Genomic DNA, 18,637 nt, shown 5'->3' on the forward strand with positions numbered 1-18,637 from the left:
CTCCCTGTTGTTGACTCTTTGTTCTGGCTATACGACGACCGGCTCGGGCTCGAGCAGGATGCCGAATCGCTCGTAGACGCTGGTCTGGATGGCCTTTGCCAGCGTCATCACCTCGCCTCCGGTGACCGGATGCGTCCGGCCGCCGCGGTTGACCAGCACCAGCGCCTGCTTCTCGTAGACGCCGGCATTGCCGACCGATTTTCCCTTCCACCCGCACGCGTCGATGAGCCAGCCGGCCGCCAGCTTGATGCTGCCGTCGGCCATCGGGTAGTGCACGATCTTCGGGTCGCGGGCGATGATATCGGCGCACTGTTCGGCCGTGACGGTCGGGTTCTTGAAGAAGCTGCCTGCATTGCCGAGTTGTCGCCAGTCGGGCAGCTTGGCGCGGCGGATGGCGCAGACCCAGTCGAACACCTCGCGCGCGTTGGGCGTGAAGTTGCCGGTTTCGGCCATCTTGCGTTCGAGGTCGAGGTATCCCATGACGGCCTTCCACGGCTTGGGCAGGCGGAAGCGCACCCGCGTGATCAGCGCCCTGCCCGCCAGGCCGAAGCTGTTGGTCCCGCTGGCGACGTGCTTGAACACCGAATCGCGGTAGCCGAAGGCGCACTGCCCCGCATCGAGGGTGAAGCTGCGCCCGGTGTCCAGCGCGATAGCGTCCAGCGACTCGAACCGGTCCTGCAGCTCGACACCGTAGGCGCCGATGTTCTGCACCGGCGACCCGCCCACCGTGCCGGGTATCAGCGCCAGGTTCTCCAGGCCAGGGAAGCCGTTGTCCACCGCCCACTCGACGGCCTCGTGCCAGTTTTCCCCGGCGCCGGCCTCCACGATCCAGGCGCGCGGCGTGTCTTCGACCAGGCGCAGGCCCTTGATCTCGACCTTCAGCACCAACGGCTTGACGTCGCCGGTCAGCACGATGTTGCTGCCCCCGCCGAGCACAAACTTGGGTGCATCGCGCCATGCCGCATCGGCCAGCACAGCCAGCACGTCGGCCTCCGAGGCGATGCGCGCAAGGTGCTGCGCGCGCGCCACGATGCCGAAGCTGTTGTAGGGCTGCAGCGGGACATTGTGCTCAACGATCATGGGAGAATTGTCTCATTCAAGCTTGCGCCATTGGCCTTACAGGAGGCATCACATGCCCTCATTCGATACCGTCTGCGAACCCAACCTCCCCGAAGTCAAGAACGCCGTGGAGAACACGGCCAAGGAAATCGGCACCCGCTTCGACTTCAAGGGCACCTCCGCCGCGATCGAACTCAAGGAGAAGGACATCACCCTCATCGGCGATGCCGACTTCCAGCTCGTGCAGGTGGAGGACATCCTGCGCAACAAGCTCACCAAGCGCAGCGTGGACGTGCGCTTCCTCGACAAGGGCGACGTGCAGAAGATTGGCGGCGACAAGGTCAAGCTGGTCATCAAGGTCAAGAGCGGCATCGAGAGCGAGCAATCGAAGAAGATCCAGCGCCTGATCAAGGACAGCAAGCTCAAGGTGCAGGCCGCCATCCAGGGCGATGCGGTGCGCGTGACCGGCGCCAAGCGCGACGACCTGCAGGCAGCCATGGCCCTGATCAAAAAGGATCTGGCTGACATGCCGCTGAGCTTCAACAACTTCCGGGACTGATCTTGCAGCGAACCCTCCTCGTTGCCGCGGCTCTGTTCGCGGCCAGCATGCTGGCGCATGCCGATTCGGTGATGCTCACCGGCACCATCGGCAGCCGCGCCATCCTCATCGTCAACGGCGGCGCGCCAAAGACGGTGGCGGTGGGTGAGACCTGGCAAGGCGTGCGCGTGGTGTCGGTGCAGTCGGACCAGGCGCAGGTCGAGATGGGCGGCAAGCGGCTCGCGCTGCGGATGGACACGCCGGTGAGCGTGGGCGCTTCCGGCGGTGGCAAGCCGGAGGGCAAGCGCATCGTGATGACGGTCGACAGCCGTGGGCACTTCATGGGCGGCGGCATGATCAACGGACGACCGGTGAGCTTCATGCTCGACACCGGCGCCACCAGCGTGTCCCTCTCGGCCGCGGACGCGGTGCGCATCGGACTCGACTACCAGAAAGGCACCGCGGTGCAGATGAACACTGCCAACGGCGTGATCCAGGGGTATCGGGTGAAACTGGGTTCCGTGCGCGTGGGCGACGTCGAGGTCTACGACGTCGATGCGGTCGTGTCGCCGCAGCCAATGCCCTACGTGCTGCTGGGCAACAGCTTCATCAACCACTTCTCGATGCGGCGCGACGCGGACCAGATGGTCCTCGAGAAGCGCTTCTGATAAAAAGCGCGCGGCCCCTCGTCTCGGTTTTCCACCGCGCGACCCGAGGCTTCGGGGGTGGGTTTCGTTTCAGCCCTGCGCGGCAGTGACCACGACCTCGATCTTGTAGCCCGGGTTGGCCAGCTTGGCCTGCACCGTGGCGCGCGGCGGTGTGTGGCCGGGGGCGACCCACGCATCCCACACCTCGTTCATCACGGTGATGTCGGCGATGTCGGGCAGGAAGATCTGCACCATCAGCATGCGCGACTTGTCGCTGCCCGCTTCGGCCAGCAGGCGGTCGATCATGCCGAGCACCTGCTGCGTCTGGCCGCGCATGTCGGCGGTGGTGTCGTCGGGCACCTGGCCCGCCAGATAGACGGTGCCGTTGTGGACAGCCGTTTCGCTCAGGCGCGGGCCGACGTGGAAGCGCTGGAGTTCAGCCATGGTGTGTCATTCCTTCTTTTTCTTCGAGCCGAGCTTCGACTCCGTGCCGGCAATGAGCCGCTGGATGTTTTCGCGATGACGCCAGGCGAGCAACAGGCTCATGCCGACCATCGCGACGAATGCCGTGGCGTCGAGCTTCCAGACGATGCCGCCGCCGAGCAGGTAGTAGGCCGGCGCGAACAGCGCCGCAGCGAGCGAGGCCAGCGACGAATAGCGGAAGAACAGCGCCACGATGAGCCATGTGCCGCCCGTGGCCAACCCGAGCAGCCAGTCGAGCCCCAACAGCACGCCGGCCGCCGTCGCCACGCCCTTGCCGCCCTGGAATCCGAAGAACACCGGATAGAGGTGGCCGAGGAATGCTGCCAGGCCAGCCAGTGCGGCGATGCCCATGTCCATGCCCCATGCAGCGCCGAAATGCATGACCAGGAACACCGGCAGCCAGCCCTTGATGGCGTCGAGCAGCAGCGTGGCCAATGCGGCGGCCTTGTTGCCCGAACGCAGCACATTGGTCGCGCCGGGATTGCCGCTGCCATAGCTGCGCGGATCGGCCATGCCCATGGCCTTGCTCACGATCACCGCGAAGGACAGCGAGCCGATCAGGTAAGAGGCAACGATGGCGACGACAGACGGCCAATGAAAATTCAACGTGGACTCCGACCGGAAAAATGGTCGCTCATTCTGCCAGCGCGCACTGCCCTGGTTTCGCGCCCAGCAAGGTGATGCACACCTGAGGGTCGATGCCAACGAGATAGCCGCGCCGGCCGCCGTTGATGGCAATCCTGGGCAGCTCGAGGATGCTCGACTCGATGTACACCGGCATGCTGCGCCTGGTGCCGAAGGGTGACGTGCCGCCCACCAGGTAGCCGCTGTGCCGGTTCGCGACGTCCGGCTTGCAGGGCTCGACCGACTTCGCGCCGATCTGCCGCGCCAGGTTCTTGGTGGACACGGTGCGGTTGCCGTGCATCAGCACCAGCAACGGCTTCGCGTCCTGGTCCTGCATGACCAGCGTCTTGACGACCGTGAACGGGTCGAGGCCGAGCGTGGCCGCGCTGTGCTGCGCGCCGCCGTGCTCGAGGTACTCGTAGGGGTGCTCGGTAAAGGCGATCTTGTTCGCACGCAATAGTTGCGTGGCGGGGGTTTCGCTGACGTGCGCTTTCTTCGCCATCGGCCGGTCACATCGCAGGGTCGCGAATCTCCCAGCGGATCTTGTCGATCTCGACCAGAACTTCCGCCGGCAGCGTGGTGCCGAACGCATCGATGTCCTCGTCGAGTTGCGCCACCGTGGTGACGCCGATGATGGTGCTCGTGACGTGCCACTTCGTGTAGCAATAGGCGAGCGCCATCCGCGTGGGCGTGAGGCCGTGGTCGCGCGCCAGCTGGTTGTAGCGGCGCGCGGCGCGCAAGGCGTCGGGGCGGCCCCAGCGTTGCTTGCGCACCGATTCGAAGCTGGAGATGCGCGCACCCTTCGGCGCATCCGGGCCGTCGATGCCGCCCTGGTCGTACTTGCCGGTAAGCAGCCCGAACGCGAGCGGCGAATACACGAGCAGCGACACATGGAGCCGATGCATCGCCTCGTCCATGCCGTTCTCGTGCGCGCGGTTGACTAAATTGAACGCGTTCTGCACCGAGGCCACGCGCGGCAGGCCGTGCTGTTCGGCCAGGCGCACGAACTCGTGCACGCCCCAGGGCGTCTCGTTCGACAGGCCGATGTGGCGCACCTTGCCGGCCTTGACGAGGCCCGCCAGCGCTTCGAGCTGGTCATGGATGGGCGTGGCCGACGTCTCCTTCGCCGGGTCGTAGTAGATGTTGCCGAACTGCGGGACATGGCGCTCCGGCCAGTGGATCTGGTAGAGGTCGATCACGTCGGTCTTCAGGCGCTCCAGGCTGGCGTCGCACGAGGCCACGATGTCGGCCGGCGTCATGCCCTTGCCCTCGCGCACCCACGGCATGCCGCGCGACGGGCCGGCGACCTTGGTGGCCAGCGTGACCTTCTGGCGCACGCCCGGGTTGGCCGCGAACCAGTTGCCGATGATGGTCTCCGTGGCGCCGCAGGTTTCCTTGCGCGTCGGCACGGCATAGATCTCGGCCGTGTCGATGAAGTCGACGCCGCGCTCCAGCGAGCGGTTGAGGATCTGGTGCGAGGTCGCTTCGTCGACCTGCTCGCCAAAGACCATGGTGCCGAGGCAGATCGGCGTGACGTGAAGCTTGCTCTGGCCGAGCGGGACTTTGCGGAGTTCGGTTTTTTGCATGCGCGGGATGCTACCGCCGCGATCGGGAACGCGTGACCTCGCCGCCAGAAACCCGCGCGGGCACGGGCCGATGCCGCATGGCAGGGCCGCGCCAGGCCGCGCCCGCGCAGTGGCGCTGCAGCGCCACGAGCCTTCGAAGGTGTCACGTGTGGCTCCGCCTCTCGCGGAGTCGCTGCTTATGATCGGCCGCATGTACCAGCCTCTCCGTCCTGCCCGCAGCGAATTCATCCCGGTGCGCGGGCTCCAATATCACGTGTTGCATTGGGGCGATCCGACGCCCGGCCAGGCGCCGCTGGTGCTGCTGCACGGCTGGATGGACGTGGCGGCGTCCTGGCAGTTCGTGGTGGACTCGTTTGCCCAGGAACGCCACGTGATCGCCCCCGACTGGCGCGGCTTCGGCCTCACCGAGGCGCCGGGCGTGGACAACTACTGGATCGCCGACTACATGGCCGACCTCGACTGGCTGCTCGACCACTACGCGGGCGAGGCCAAAGTCGACATCGTCGGCCACAGCATGGGTGGCAACGTGCTCATGCAATACGCCGGCGTGCGGCCGCAGCGCGTGCGTCGCGTGGTCAACCTCGAAGGCTTCGGCATGCCGGCCGCACAGGCCGATGAAGCGCCGGCGCGCTACGGCAAGTGGATGGACGAGATCAAGCGCATGCACCGCGGCGAACTGGACCTGCACCCCTACACGACGCTGGCGGGCGTGGCGCGGCGGCTCATGAAGACCAACCCGCGCCTGAGCCCCGACAAGGCCCACTGGCTGGCCAGCCAATGGGCGCGCGAGACCACCACCGAGGACGGCCGCCCTCAATGGCAGATCCGCGGCGAACCGGGCCACAAGATCACCAGCGCGCAGAACTACCGGGTCGATGAAGTCCTCGCGATGTACCGCCGCATCACGGCCCCGGTGCTCGCGGTGATCGCTGACGGCAACAGCCTGGGCGGCTGGTGGAAAGACCGCTACACGCTCAACGACTACCACGAGCGCCTCAAGTCCGTGCCCGATGCGCGCGTGGAGACGGTGGCGCAGGCGGGTCACATGCTGCATCACGACCAGCCGGCCCGGGTCGCCTCGCTGATCGCCCAGTTCCTGGCGGGCTGAGCGGCCAGGGGAACGCGCGGCTCGCGCAGGGCGCGAGGCGTGGGTGCCGTTTCCCTCTTGACACGTGCCGCAACGCGCGGTCTTCTCCGACACGGCGAGCGGGCGGGCTCGGGCAGACTCCTCAGGTTTTGCCCCACCCGCCCTTGCCCATGAATCGCCAGACCCTGATCGACAACCAAGCCTTCCAGCGCGTGCTGAGCCGCAACGTCAAGTTGCCGCTGATCGCGGGCCTCGTGGGGGCAGTGATTTTCGCGGGGCTGATCTTCTACCTGCTGTCCGTGATTGCCTGGGTGGAGCACACCGACCAGGTGACGCGCAGCGCGACCGAGGCGCAGCGCCTGTCGGTGGACATGGAGTCCAGCATGCGCGGCTTCCTGATCAGCGGGGACGCACGCTTCCTGGAGCCCTACGAGTCGGCCCAGGCGCGCATCGAAGGCAGGCTGTCGGCCCTGCGCGAACTGGTTTCCGACAACCCGCAGCAGGTGCAGCGCGTCGACCGCATCACGGCGGAGCAGAAGAGCTGGCTCGCCTACGCCGGCGAACTGATCGCTGCACGGCGGCTCGACGAGGACTATCGCAAGGCGGTCGTCTCCGGCCGCGGCCGTGCGCTCAGCGAGGCCATGCGCGACGAGTACACGGCCTTCCTCGAAACGGAACAGGCCCTGCGATTCCAGCGCAACAACACCGCCAACAACACCAGCATGGTGGTGGTCGGCTCGTATGTCCTGTTCAGCCTCCTGCTGACCGGGCTGCTGGCCTACTTCGGCCGTCGCCAGCTCACGCAGCTCTCCGGCAGCTATGAGGCCGCGCTGGCCGAGCAGGCCGCACATGCCGAGATCCTGCACCAGCAAGCCTGGTTGCGCAGCGCACAGACCGAACTGGCGGCCGAACTGGTGGGCCAGCTCAGCGCCCGCGAGTTGGGCCGCAAGGCGCTGGCATTCTTCGGGCGCCACGTCGGCAGCGGCGTCGGCGCCTTGTATGTGCGCGAGCCGCACGGACAACTGCGCCGCGTCGCGAGCTACGGATTTTCCGCGGAGGCGGAGGCCAGCCCGCAGGTCTTCGCGCCCACGGAATCCCTGCTCGGCCAGGCCGCGGCGGAGAAGCGGACGATGCTCGTGGAGCCGGTCGCGGCCGACTACCTCAAGGTCAACTCGGGCCTCGGCGACACCGCGCCGCGCGCTGCGCTGCTGCTACCGGTGACCAATGAAGGCCAGGTCAACGGCGTGATCGAGCTGGGCTTGATGCACCGGCCGAACGACCGCGCCTCCTCGCTGCTCGACGCCGTGGCCGGCAACATCGGCAGCGCCGTCGCCGCGGCGCGCTATCGCGAGCAGCTGCAGGACGCGTTGGCCGAGACGCAGCAACTCAACGAGGAGCTGCAGGTGCAGCAGGAAGAGCTGCGCACCGCCAACGAGGAGCTGGAGGAACAGTCGCGCGTGCTGCGCCAGTCGCAAGCCACGCTGGAAAACCAGCAGGCCGAACTGGAGCAGACCAACAGCCAGCTCTCCGAGCGCACCGAGGCGCTGGACCAGCGCAATGCCGCGCTCAAGCGCGTGCAGCTGGACCTGGAAGACCGTGCCGACGAGCTGCAGCGCGCCAGCCGCTACAAGTCCGAGTTCCTGGCCAACATGTCGCACGAGCTGCGCACGCCGCTCAACAGCGCACTGATCCTGGCCAGGCTGCTCGGCGACAACCCGCAAGGCAACCTGACGCCGGAGCAGGTGAAATTCGCCGAATCGATCTATTCGTCCGGCAACGACCTGCTGGTGTTGATCAACGACATCCTCGACATTGCCAAGGTCGAGGCCGGCAAGCTCGACGTCGTGCCGGAGATCATCACGCTCGCAAGCCTGGCCCAGGGCCTGACGATGACCTTCACGCCGCTGGCCCAGAACAAGAAGCTGGACTTCAAGCTCGAGGTCGCGCCCGACGCACCCACCAGCCTCGTCAGCGACCGGCAGCGGGTCGAGCAGATCCTGAGGAATCTGATGTCGAACGCCATCAAGTTCACCGACCGCGGCGCCGTGCGCCTGCACGCGATGCGCGGCACCGATGGCGGCGTGCGCCTGGCCGTGAGCGATTCGGGCATCGGCATCGCACCTGACCAGCAGGAGGTGATCTTCGAAGCCTTCCGCCAGGCCGACGGCACCACCAGCCGGCGCTATGGCGGCACCGGCCTGGGCCTGTCGATCTCGCGCGACCTCACGCGGCTGCTCGGCGGCACCCTGTCCGTCGACAGCGCGCCCGGCGAAGGCAGCACCTTCACGCTGGAACTGCCGGCCGACATCGACAAGCCGCTGGAAACATCCGGCCGCAAGGGCGACGCCGTGCCGGCCGCGCGGACCGCCCCGGCCATGCGCTCGCTCCATGTGCCCGCGGTCGCCAAGCCAGTGTCGTCGCCAACCGTGCCGGCCCCCGAGATCCCGCAGTTCTCCGATGACCGCGAACTGCCGCCCGACCCGTCGCGCCGCGTGCTGGTCATCGAGGATGAGCCGCAGTTCGCCCACATCCTCTACGACCTGGCCCACGAGCTGGGCTACCGCTGCCTGGTCGCGCACGGCGCCATCGATGGCTTCGACCTGGCCGCGAAGTTCGTGCCGGACGCGATCCTGCTCGACATGCGCCTGCCCGACAGCCCCGGCCTGCAGGTGCTGCAGCACCTCAAGGACGATCCGCGCACGCGGCACATTCCGGTGCATGTGGTCTCGGCCCACGACCAGTCGGAGGCCGCGCTGCACATGGGCGCGATCGGCTATGCGCTGAAGCCCACCACGCGCGAACAGTTGAAGGCCGTGTTCCGCAAGCTCGAGGAGAAGCTCGCGCAGAAGGTCAAGCAGGTGCTCGTGGTGGAAGACGACGACCTGCAGCGCGACAGCGTGATCCGGCTCATCTCGGACGAGGACGTCGCCATCACCGCGGTCGCCACCGGCGAGGAAGCGCTGGCCCTGCTGCGCCAGCGCGTATTCGACTGCATGATCACCGACCTGAAGCTGCCTGACCTGCAAGGCAGCGAACTGCTGAAGCGCATGGCGTCGGAGGAGATCGTCTCGTTCCCGCCCGTCATCGTCTACACCGGCCGCAACCTCACGCGCGACGAGGAGGCCGAACTGCTGCGCTATTCGCGCTCGATCATCATCAAGGGCGCACGCTCGCCGGAGCGGCTGCTCGACGAGGTCACGCTGTTCCTGCACAAGGTCGAGTCCAAGCTGTCGAGCGAGCGCCAGACCATGCTGAAGACCGCGCGCGGGCGCGACCGCGTCTTCGAAGGCCGCCGCATCCTGCTGGTGGACGACGACGTGCGCAACATCTTCGCGCTGACGAGTGCGCTGGAGCAGCGCGGCGCCGTGGTCGAGATCGGCCGCAACGGCGTGGAGGCGCTCGACAAGCTCGACCGCGTGCCCGACATCGACCTGGTGCTGATGGACGTGATGATGCCGGAGATGGACGGCCTCGAGGCCACGCGCCGCCTGCGCCGCGACCCGCGCTTCCAGAAGCTGCCGGTCATCGCCGTCACCGCCAAGGCCATGAAGGACGACCAGGAGCAATGCATCGCCGCGGGCGCCAGCGACTACCTGGCCAAGCCGGTCGACCTGGACCGCCTGTTCTCGCTGCTGCGCGTGTGGATGCCGAAGATGGAGCGCCTGTGAACCAGTCCGCGGCGTCCTCGAAGGCGCAGCCGCCCGACAACACCGCCATCGAACTGCGGCTGTTGATGGAGGCGATCTACCTCAAGTACAACCACGACTTCCGGGACTACACCGGCGCCTCGCAGAAGCGCCGCGTGTTGTACGCGCTGGACCAGCTCGACCTGCCGACCATCTCAGCGCTGCAGGAGAAGGTGCTGCGCGACCCGGCCCTGTTCGCGCGACTGCTGCAGTTCCTCACGATCCCCGTGAGCGAGATGTTCCGCGACCCGGCCTACTTCCTGGCGCTGCGCCGGCAGGTGGTGCCGGTGCTGCACACCTATCCGTCGATCAAGGTCTGGGTGGCCGGGTGCAGCACCGGCGAAGAGGTCTATTCGCTGGCCATCCTGCTGCGCGAGGAAGGCCTGCTGGAACGCGCGCTGATCTACGCCACCGACATCAACCCCGCCTCGCTCGACAAGGCGCGCCAGGGTATCTTCGGGCTCGACGCGGTGCGCGGCTTCACGGCCAACTACCAGCGCGCCGGCGGCCAGCGCGCCTTCTCCGACTACTACACCGCCGCCTACGACGCGGCCCGCTTCGACCCGAGCCTGCGCGCCAACGTGATCTTTGCCGACCACAGCCTGGCCACCGACAGCGTGTTCGCGGAGACGCAACTGGTGTCCTGCCGCAACGTGCTGATCTACTTCAACCGGCAGCTGCAGGACCGGGCGCTCGGGCTGTTCCACGAGTCGCTTTGCCATCGCGGCTTCCTTGGCCTCGGCAGCAAGGAAAGCATCGATTTCTCGGCGTACGCCGAACGCTTCCGTGCGCTCTCGCCGCTCGAGCGGATCTACAGGAAGGCGCAATGAGCCAGGCGTTGCCGTCCGGAACTGCCCGCACCGAAGCGCAAGCCCCGGAGCTCGGCTCATGAACGGCCGCATGTTCGAAGCCATCGTGATCGGTGCGTCGGCGGGCGGCGTCGACGCACTGATGGTGCTGCTGGCCGACCTGCCTGTCGGCTGGCGCATCCCGCTCGTGGCGGTGCTGCACCTGCCCGAAGCGCACGAAAGCCGACTGCCCGAGGTGTTTCGCCCGCGCCTGCCCATGGATGTTCGCGAGGCCCGTGACAAGGCGCCCATCGCGCCTCGCACGCTCTACTTCGCGGCGCCGGGCTATCACCTCTCCATCGAGCGCGACCGCTGCTTCTCGCTGAGTTGCGAGCCGCCGCTGCACTGGTCCCGCCCTTCCATCGACGTGCTGATGGCTTCGGCGGCCGATGCCTATGGCCCTGCACTCGCCGGCCTCGTGCTGACCGGCGCCAACGAAGACGGCGCCGACGGCCTCGCCCTGATCCACCGCGCGGGCGGCTTCACCGCCGTGCAGGATCCCGACGAAGCCCAGGCACCCACCATGCCCCGCGCCGCGCTGGCGCGACATCGGCCCGACCACGTCCTTCCCTTGCGCCAACTGCGCGACCTGCTCCTGAAACTGGATTCCGCCCATGCCCCTTGAACACGAAAGCAAGCTGTTGCTGGTCGACGACTTGCCTGAGAACCTGCTGGCGCTCGACGCCCTGGTGCGGGGCGAGGGGCGCACGGTGTTCCAGGCATCGTCAGCCGATGCGGCGCTTGCGCTGATGCTGGAGCACGAGTTCGCGCTGGCGATCCTCGACGTGCAGATGCCGGGCATGAACGGCTTCGAGCTGGCCGAGATGATGCGCGGCACCGAGCGCACGCGGCACATCCCGATCATCTTCGTGAGCGCCGCGGGCAGCGAACTCAACTATGCCTTCAAGGGCTATGAAAGCGGCGCGGTCGACTTCCTGCAGAAGCCGCTGGATGGCCACGTGGTGCAGAGCAAGGTCAGCGTGTTCGTCGACCTCTACCGGCACCGCAAGGCGCTCAGGCGCGAGATGGACGCGCTGGCCGCCTCGCACCGGCAGACCGAGCAGCTGGTGAAGCAGTTGCAGGCCGCGCAATGCGAGCTGGAGCGGGCGGTGCGCATGCGCGACGACTTCATGTCGATGGTGTCGCACGAGTTGCGCACGCCCCTCAACACGCTCTACTTGGAGACGCAGGTGCGCAAGCTGCACCTGTCGCGCGGCAACAGCGCACCCTTCGAGGCGGAGCGGCTGCCCGCGATGATCGAGCGCGACCAGCGCCAGATCCAGAACATGGTGCGGCTGATCGACGACATGCTCGACGTGTCGCGGCTGCGCAGCGGGAGCCTGTCGATCCAGCCCAAGCCCGTGGATGCCGCCGCGCTCGCACGGCGCGTCGTCGAAAGCCTGGCGCAGCAGGCCGAAGCCGCCGGCTGCGTCATCACGCTGGGAGCGCCGCTGGCGGTTCATGGCGCGTGGGACGAATTCCGCATCGAGCAGGTGCTGACCAACCTGCTCACCAACGCGATGCGCTATGGCGCCGGCAAGCCGGTCGCGGTGACGGTCGCGGCGAGCGACGGCCAGGCGCACATCAAGGTGCGCGACAACGGCCTGGGCATCGCGGTGGTCGACCAGGAGCGCATCTTCGGCCAGTTCGAACGCACCGAATCCAGCCGCAAGCAGGCTCCGGGCCTGGGTCTGGGCCTCTACATCGCGCGGCAGATCGTTCATGCCCATGGCGGCGAGATCCTGGTCGAAAGCACACCCGGCCAGGGCGCCTGCTTCACCGTGGTGCTGCCGCTGCAATCCCCGGGGGGGTAGACCCGCAGCGGGCGGTCCCGCCGGTTGGCCGACAATCTCGGGTTTCGAAAATCACGACTCGGGATGTTCATGCACAAGAAATCGAAAAGGCTGGGGAAAGTCGCGCTGGCCCTCGGCTGCCTGGTCGCGCCCGCCGCGTGGGCGCAGGATGCTTCCGTTGCCACGCCTGCCGACCCCGCTCCCGCTACCGGTCCCGCTACCGCCACGGTCCAGCCCAGCGCCCCCGCGGCCTTTCCGACACTGAAGGACGGCGCCAAGTGGGAATTCACCTTCTCGCCCTACAGCTATCACTTCCACAGCGATCCGGAACACAAGAACGTCTGGCTGGTCGGGCTGGCGCGGCTGCGGGAAGACGGCCAGATCTGGGGCTTTGCCGCTTTCACCAACTCCTTCGGCCAGCCTTCGGCCTATGCCTACTACGGCCATATCTGGGAAAACCTCTTCGATCAGCCGAAGCTTTATGCCAAGCTCACCGCGGGCATCCTGTACGGCTACAAGGGCAAGTACAAGGACAAGGTCCCGTACAACCACAACGGCTGGTCGCCGGGCCTGATCCCGTCCGTGGGCTGGCGCGTCACGCCCAACGATGCCTTCGAGCTGGCCACCCTGGGCACTGCGGGCATCACCTTCATGTACAACAGACGGTTCTGACCCTCCCGGGCCGGGCGGCACCCGCCCGCCGCGCGCCCTCGCTTGTGCCCTTCGCCGCAGACAGTATTCCAGCGTGAGAAAATACCGGGTTGCCTCCCGGTCACGCCGGGCCACCGAACACACACAAGCAGGACACATCATGGACGCAGAACAAATCAACCAGATCGGCACCAACCTCGCGGACCTGAGCGTCCGGACAGTCGATCTCCGGAGGTATCTTTGACTACGATGCCAAAGCTGAACGACTGAGGACAGTCAACGCATCGCTCGAAGACCCGACGGTCTGGAACGACCCCAAGAAAGCCCAGGAACTGGGCCGCGAGAAGAAATCGCTCGACGACGTGGTCGAGACGATCAGCAAGCTCACGAGCGAGCTGGCCGACAACACCGAGCTGTATGAGATGTCGAAGGCCGACGGCGACCTCGACGGACTGCAGGCCATCTCGGACGACGCCGGCAAGCTGGAAGCGCTGATCAAGCAGCTCGAATTCCGCCGGATGTTCAACAACCCGGCCGACCCGCTCAACGCCTTCGTGGACATCCAGGCCGGCGCCGGCGGCACCGAGGCCTGCGACTGGGCCAGCATGTTGCTGCGCCAGTACCTCAAGTACGCCGAGCGCAAGGGCTTCAAGACCACCATCGAGGACGAGTCGCCCGGCGACACGGCCGGCATCAAGGGCGCGACCATCAAGGTCGAGGGCGACTACGCCTTCGGCCTGCTGCGCACCGAGACCGGCGTGCACCGCCTGGTGCGCAAGTCGCCCTTCGACTCGTCGGGCGGCCGTCACACCAGCTTCGCCAGCATCTTCGTCTACCCGGAGATCGACGACTCGATCGAGATCGACATCAACCCATCCGACGTGCGCACCGACACCTTCCGCGCCAGCGGCGCCGGTGGCCAGCACATCAACAAGACCGACTCGGCGGTGCGCCTCACGCACATCCCGACCGGCATCGTGGTGCAGTGCCAGGACGGCCGCAGCCAGCACAGCAACCGCGACGTCGCGTGGAAGCGCCTGCGCTCGCGCCTGTACGACCACGAGTTGCGCAAGCGCCAGGAAGAGCAGCAGAAGCTCGAAGACAGCAAGACCGACGTGGGCTGGGGCCACCAGATCCGCAGCTACGTGCTGGACAACAGCCGCATCAAGGACCTGCGCACCAACGTCGAGATCTCGGCCACGCAGAAGGTGCTGGACGGCGACCTCGATGCCTTCATCGAGGCTTCGCTGAAGCAAGGCGTCTGATGAAGGTCGAAGCGCTGATCTTCGACATGGACGGCACCATGATCGACTCCATGCCCTGGCATGCGAAGTCGTGGGTGGTGTTCGCGCGCAACCACAAGCTCGACATCGACGTGAGCGACCTGCTCGCGCGCACCACCGGCCGCACCGGCGTCGAATGCATGCGCGTGCTGTTCGACGACCGCGTGCTGAGCGACGCCGAATGCGAGGCGCTGGTGCACGAGAAGGAAACGATCTACCGCGATCTGTTCCACGACAACTTCACGGAGGTCGCGGGCTTCACTGCCTTTGCCAAGGCCGCCGTAGCACGCGGCCTGAAGATCGCCGTCGGCACGGCCGGCGACAAGCACAACATCGAGTTCGCGATGTCGCGCCTGAAGATGGACCCTCTGCCGCTGGCCATCGTCGGTGGCGACGAGGGCTTGACCGGCAAGCCGACGCCGGCCATCTTCCTGGAGGCCGCGCGCCGCATCGGCGCCGACCCGGCCCGCTGCATCGTCTTCGAGGATGCGCCCTTCGGCATCGAGGCCGCGCGCCGCGGCGGCATGCGCGCCGTGGCCGTCTGCAGTACCCACACCACCCAGGAGCTGGCCGGCCCGCATGTGATGGCGGCGGTCAAGGACTACGAAGAACTCGCTCAATCAAATTTTCTGGAGACACTCGATGCAACTGCGTGATGCACAACCCGTGGCGGTTCGTCGCGAGGACTACGCCGCACCGGCGTGGTGGATCGACACCGTCGACCTCACCTTCGACCTGGACCCAGCCAAGACCCGCGTGCTCAACCGCATGCGCATGCGCCGCAACATGGACGTTCCGGCACAAGCGCTGCGCCTGGACGGCGACGAACTCAACCTGGCGCGCGTGCTGGTCGACGGCCAGGGCGCATCCTTCCGCATGGAAGGCGACCAGTTGGTGATCGACACCCTGCCCGACGCCTTCGAACTGGAACTCTTCACCACCTGCTGCCCGAGCAAGAACACCAAGCTCATGGGCCTGTTCGTGAGCGAGGACACCTTCTTCACCCAGTGCGAGGCCGAAGGCTTCCGCCGCATCACCTACTTCCTCGATCGTCCCGACGTGATGGCGAGCTACCAGGTCACGCTGCGCGCCAACAAGTCGCTCTATCCCGTGCTGCTGTCCAACGGCAACCTGGTCGACCAGGGTGACCTGCCCGAGGGCCGCCACTTCGCGAAGTGGGTCGATCCGTTCAAGAAGCCCAGCTACCTGTTCGCCCTCGTGGCCGGCAAGCTGGTCGCACGCGAGCAGCGCATCAAGGCGCGCAACGGCAAGGAGCACCTGCTCCAGGTCTATGTGCGTGCCGGCGACCTCGACAAGACCGAGCATGCGATGAACTCGCTGATCCATTCGGTGACGTGGGATGAGGCCCGCTTCGGCCTGCCGCTGGACCTGGACCGCTTCATGATCGTCGCCACCAGCGACTTCAACGCGGGCGCGATGGAGAACAAGGGCCTGAACATCTTCAACACGAAGTATGTTCTGGCCAACCAGGCCACCGCCACCGACGCCGACTACAGCAACATCGAAAGCGTCGTCGGCCACGAGTACTTCCACAACTGGTCGGGCGACCGCGTCACCTGCCGCGACTGGTTCCAGCTCTCGCTGAAGGAAGGCCTCACCGTCTTCCGCGACCAGGAGTTCAGCCAGGACCTGTGCGCCGACGCCTCGGCGCGTGCCGTCAAGCGCATCGAGGACGTGCGCGTGCTGCGCACCGCCCAGTTCCCCGAGGACGCCGGCCCGATGGCGCATCCGGTGCGGCCTGACAGCTACATCGAGATCAGCAACTTCTACACCGTCACCATCTACGAGAAGGGTGCCGAGGTGGTGCGCATGATGCAGACGCTGGTCGGCCGCAAGGGCTTCGAAAAGGGCATCACGCTGTACTTCGAACGCCACGACGGCGACGCCGTGACCTGCGACGACTTCGCGCAGGCCATCGCCGATGCCAACCCCGAATCCGAACTGGCCGCCCTGCTGCCGCAGTTCAAGCGCTGGTATTCGCAAGCCGGCACGCCGCGCGTCACTGCACGCGGTCTCTACGACGCCGCCGCGCGCACCTACACGCTGGACTTCACGCAGAGCTGCGCGCCCACGCCCGGCCAGGCGCACAAGGAACCCTTCGTGATCCCGGTGACGCTCGGCCTGCTCTCGCAGGACGGCCGCGAGCTGCCGCTGCACCTGCAGGGCGACGAAGACGCGGCCACCGTCCAGTCGCACACGCTGGTGCTCACGCAGCAGCACGAGAGCATCACCTTCAACAGCATCGACAGCGAACCGGTGCCGTCGATCCTGCGCGGCTTCAGCGCGCCGGTGGTGCTCGACTTCGAGTACACCGATGCCCAGTTGCTCACGCTGCTGGCCAACGACCCCGATCCGTTCAACCGCTGGGAGGCCGGCCAGCGCCTGGCCATGCGTCGTGCGCTCGGTGCCATCATCGGGCAGGCGGCGGATGCGGCCGGGCTGGACGATGCCTACATCCAGGCCATGCGCGGCGTGCTGCGCGACCCGAAGCTCGATTCCGCCTTCAAGGAACTGGTGCTCACGCTGCCGTCGGAGACCTACATCTCTGAACAGCTCGAGGTGGTCGACCCGCAACGCGTGCATGCCGTGCATGAGGCGATGCGCGCCCAGCTCGCCACCGCGCTGCTCAGTGACTGGGAATGGGCCTATGAGCAGAACCATGACACCGGCGCCTATCACCCCGACCCGCTGTCGGCCGGCCGCCGCGCGCTGTCCGGCCTGGCGCTGGACAACCTGTGCCTGGCGGCGCGTGCATCGGGCGACACCGTGTGGCCCGGCAAGACGCTGCAGCGCTTCAAGGACGCGGGCAACATGACCGACCGCTTCAACGCGCTCTATGCGCTGGTGTCGTCGGGCCATGCGCTGGCGCAACAGGCGCTGGCGCGCTTCCACGCGATCTTCAAGAACGAGGCACTGGTGCTCGACAAGTGGTTCTCGCTGCAGGCCGGCGCGCCCGACCGCGGCGGCGACGTGCTGCCGCTCGTCAAGCAGTTGATGAAGCACCCGGACTTCTCGCTCAAGAACCCGAACCGTGCGCGCAGCGTGATCTTCAGCTATTGCAGCGCCAACCCCGGCGCCTTCCATCGCACCGACGCCGCAGGCTACGTCTGGTGGAGCGACCGCGTGATCGAACTCGATGCGATCAACCCGCAAGTGGCGGCCCGCCTCGCCCGCTCGCTCGACCGCTGGAGCAAGCTGGCCGAACCCTACCGCAGCGCCGCCCGCGAAGCCATCGCGCGTGTTGCGGCACGGCCAGACCTCAGCAAGGACACGCAAGAAGTCGTCAGCCGCGCCCTTGCAGGCTGAAAAACTTGAATTGATATGCCACAGAACATTTCACTGACCCGCTACCTCGTCGAACAGCAACGCATCGACGACAAGATCCCCGCGCAACTGCGCCTACTGCTCGAAGTGGTCGCGCGCGCCTGCAAGAGCATCAGCCAGGCCGTCAACAAGGGCGCGCTCGGCGGCGTGCTCGGCACGGCCGAGAGCGAGAACGTGCAGGGCGAGATCCAGAAGAAGCTCGACATCATCGCCAACGAGGTGCTGATCGAGGCCAACGAATGGGGCGGCCACCTGGCAGCCATGGCCAGCGAGGAAATGGACACCATCCACCTCGTGCCAAACCGCTATCCGCAAGGCGAATACCTGCTGCTGTTCGACCCGCTCGACGGCTCCAGCAACATCGACGTGAACGTCAGCATCGGCACCATCTTCAGCGTGCTGAAAAAGCCGGAAGGCCAAGCCGGCGTGCAGGAGTCCGATTTCCTGCAGGCCGGCAACAAGCAGGTCGCGGCCGGGTACTGCATCTACGGCCCGCAGACCACGCTGGTGCTCACGGTCGGCGACGGTGTCGCGATGTTCACGCTCGACCGCGAGCAGGGGTCCTTCATCCTCACCGACGAGAACCTCACGATCCCCGCGGACACGAAGGAGTTCTCGATCAACATGAGCAACAAGCGTCATTGGGCGCCGCCCGTGACGCGCTACATCGACGAATGCCTGGAAGGCAAAGACGGCCCGCGCGGCAAGGACTTCAACATGCGCTGGATCGCCAGCATGGTGACGGACGTGCATCGCATCCTCATGCGCGGCGGCATCTTCATGTACCCGTGGGACAAGCGCGAGCCCGAGAAGGCCGGCAAGCTGCGCCTGATGTACGAGGCCAACCCGATGAGCTGGCTGGTCGAGCAGGCCGGCGGCATGGCCACCAACGGCCGACAGCGCATCCTCGACCTGGAGCCGGGCAAGCTGCACGAACGCGTGGCTGTTGTTCTGGGCTCAAAAAATGAGGTCGAGCGCGTGACTCGGTATCACGACACGCTATAATG

Annotated in this window: 17 protein-coding genes; 12 read left to right on the forward strand and 5 right to left on the reverse strand. The window is 66.7% G+C overall.

Annotation, left to right across the window (positions count from 1 at the left end; all coding sequences use genetic code 11):
- Positions 1-27 precede the first annotated feature (27 nt).
- Positions 28-1,080, reverse strand: coding sequence for a UDP-N-acetylmuramate dehydrogenase (murB, locus tag HB681_RS22465; protein WP_213957078.1), 1,053 nt, complete (start codon positions 1,078-1,080; stop codon positions 28-30).
- Positions 1,081-1,132: 52 nt separating this feature from the next.
- Between murB and HB681_RS22470 the strand changes: the two genes are divergently transcribed.
- Both HB681_RS22470 and HB681_RS22475 read left to right on the forward strand, forming a co-directional pair.
- Positions 1,133-1,618 (forward strand): YajQ family cyclic di-GMP-binding protein, encoded by a 486-nt coding sequence (locus tag HB681_RS22470; protein ID WP_213957079.1) that lies wholly within the window; start codon positions 1,133-1,135, stop codon positions 1,616-1,618.
- A gap of 47 nt (positions 1,619-1,665) precedes the next feature.
- A complete protein-coding gene (locus HB681_RS22475) occupies positions 1,666-2,265 on the forward strand; it encodes a retropepsin-like aspartic protease (protein ID WP_213957153.1) in 600 nt (199 codons plus the stop codon).
- A gap of 69 nt (positions 2,266-2,334) precedes the next feature.
- On the opposite strand, the gene HB681_RS22480 is transcribed toward HB681_RS22475, so the two are convergent.
- Genes HB681_RS22480 through HB681_RS22495 form a run of 4 tightly spaced genes read right to left on the reverse strand, consistent with a single transcriptional unit; the run spans position 2,335 to position 4,937 of the window.
- A complete protein-coding gene (locus tag HB681_RS22480; protein WP_213957080.1) occupies positions 2,335-2,688 on the reverse strand; it encodes a RidA family protein in 354 nt (117 codons plus the stop codon).
- Between the two features lie 6 nt (positions 2,689-2,694).
- The gene (gene plsY / locus HB681_RS22485; protein ID WP_213957081.1) at positions 2,695-3,333 is read right to left on the reverse strand and encodes a glycerol-3-phosphate 1-O-acyltransferase PlsY; all 639 of its coding nucleotides are present in this window, start codon (positions 3,331-3,333) and stop codon (positions 2,695-2,697) included.
- Positions 3,334-3,361: 28 nt separating this feature from the next.
- A complete protein-coding gene (locus HB681_RS22490; protein WP_213957082.1) occupies positions 3,362-3,853 on the reverse strand; it encodes an aminoacyl-tRNA deacylase in 492 nt (163 codons plus the stop codon).
- 7 nt (positions 3,854-3,860) lie between these two features.
- Positions 3,861-4,937 carry an aldo/keto reductase gene (locus HB681_RS22495; protein ID WP_213957083.1) on the reverse strand — a complete coding sequence of 359 codons (1,077 nt, stop codon included), beginning with the start codon at positions 4,935-4,937 and terminating at the stop codon, positions 3,861-3,863.
- Between the two features lie 190 nt (positions 4,938-5,127).
- Here HB681_RS22495 and HB681_RS22500 point away from each other — a divergent pair, with 190 nt between their 5' ends.
- From HB681_RS22500 to HB681_RS22545, 10 genes are all read left to right on the forward strand, one after another.
- Entirely contained in the window at positions 5,128-6,045 is a 918-nt protein-coding gene (locus HB681_RS22500; protein WP_213957084.1) for an alpha/beta hydrolase, read from the forward strand.
- 149 nt (positions 6,046-6,194) lie between these two features.
- Complete coding sequence (locus HB681_RS22505; protein WP_213957085.1) at positions 6,195-9,692, forward strand: response regulator; 3,498 nt, start codon at positions 6,195-6,197, stop codon at positions 9,690-9,692.
- The gene (locus HB681_RS22510; protein WP_345944726.1) at positions 9,689-10,540 is read left to right on the forward strand and encodes a protein-glutamate O-methyltransferase CheR; all 852 of its coding nucleotides are present in this window, start codon (positions 9,689-9,691) and stop codon (positions 10,538-10,540) included. The genes HB681_RS22505 and HB681_RS22510 overlap by 4 nt, the downstream gene beginning before the upstream one ends.
- A 58-nt stretch (positions 10,541-10,598) precedes the next feature.
- Positions 10,599-11,183 (forward strand): chemotaxis protein CheB, encoded by a 585-nt coding sequence (locus HB681_RS22515; RefSeq protein ID WP_213957087.1) that lies wholly within the window; start codon positions 10,599-10,601, stop codon positions 11,181-11,183.
- Entirely contained in the window at positions 11,173-12,372 is a 1,200-nt protein-coding gene (locus HB681_RS22520; RefSeq protein WP_213957088.1) for a hybrid sensor histidine kinase/response regulator, read from the forward strand. Before HB681_RS22515 ends, HB681_RS22520 begins: the two co-directional genes overlap by 11 nt.
- A 69-nt stretch (positions 12,373-12,441) precedes the next feature.
- Positions 12,442-13,023, forward strand: a complete 582-nt coding sequence (locus tag HB681_RS22525; protein ID WP_213957089.1) for an ABC transporter ATP-binding protein — start codon at positions 12,442-12,444, stop codon at positions 13,021-13,023.
- A 139-nt stretch (positions 13,024-13,162) separates the two neighbouring features.
- Positions 13,163-14,267 (forward strand): peptide chain release factor 2 gene (gene prfB / locus HB681_RS22530; protein ID WP_213957090.1). Its coding sequence is split into 2 segments (ribosomal slippage): positions 13,163-13,243 and positions 13,245-14,267, totalling 1,104 coding nucleotides; the frame shifts between segments, so codons are not numbered across the junction.
- Positions 14,267-14,941: an HAD family phosphatase gene (locus tag HB681_RS22535; RefSeq protein ID WP_213957091.1), complete on the forward strand. Its 675-nt coding sequence runs from the start codon at positions 14,267-14,269 to the stop codon at positions 14,939-14,941. Before prfB ends, HB681_RS22535 begins: the two co-directional genes overlap by 1 nt.
- Positions 14,928-17,612 (forward strand): aminopeptidase N, encoded by a 2,685-nt coding sequence (gene pepN, locus HB681_RS22540; protein ID WP_213957092.1) that lies wholly within the window; start codon positions 14,928-14,930, stop codon positions 17,610-17,612. The genes HB681_RS22535 and pepN overlap by 14 nt, the downstream gene beginning before the upstream one ends.
- Positions 17,613-17,627: 15 nt before the next feature.
- Positions 17,628-18,635 carry a class 1 fructose-bisphosphatase gene (locus tag HB681_RS22545; RefSeq protein WP_213957093.1) on the forward strand — a complete coding sequence of 336 codons (1,008 nt, stop codon included), beginning with the start codon at positions 17,628-17,630 and terminating at the stop codon, positions 18,633-18,635.
- The last annotated feature ends 2 nt before the right edge of the window (positions 18,636-18,637 follow it).

This window comes from Variovorax sp. dw_954 (genome assembly GCF_018449755.1).
Classification (GTDB): domain Bacteria; phylum Pseudomonadota; class Gammaproteobacteria; order Burkholderiales; family Burkholderiaceae_C; genus Variovorax.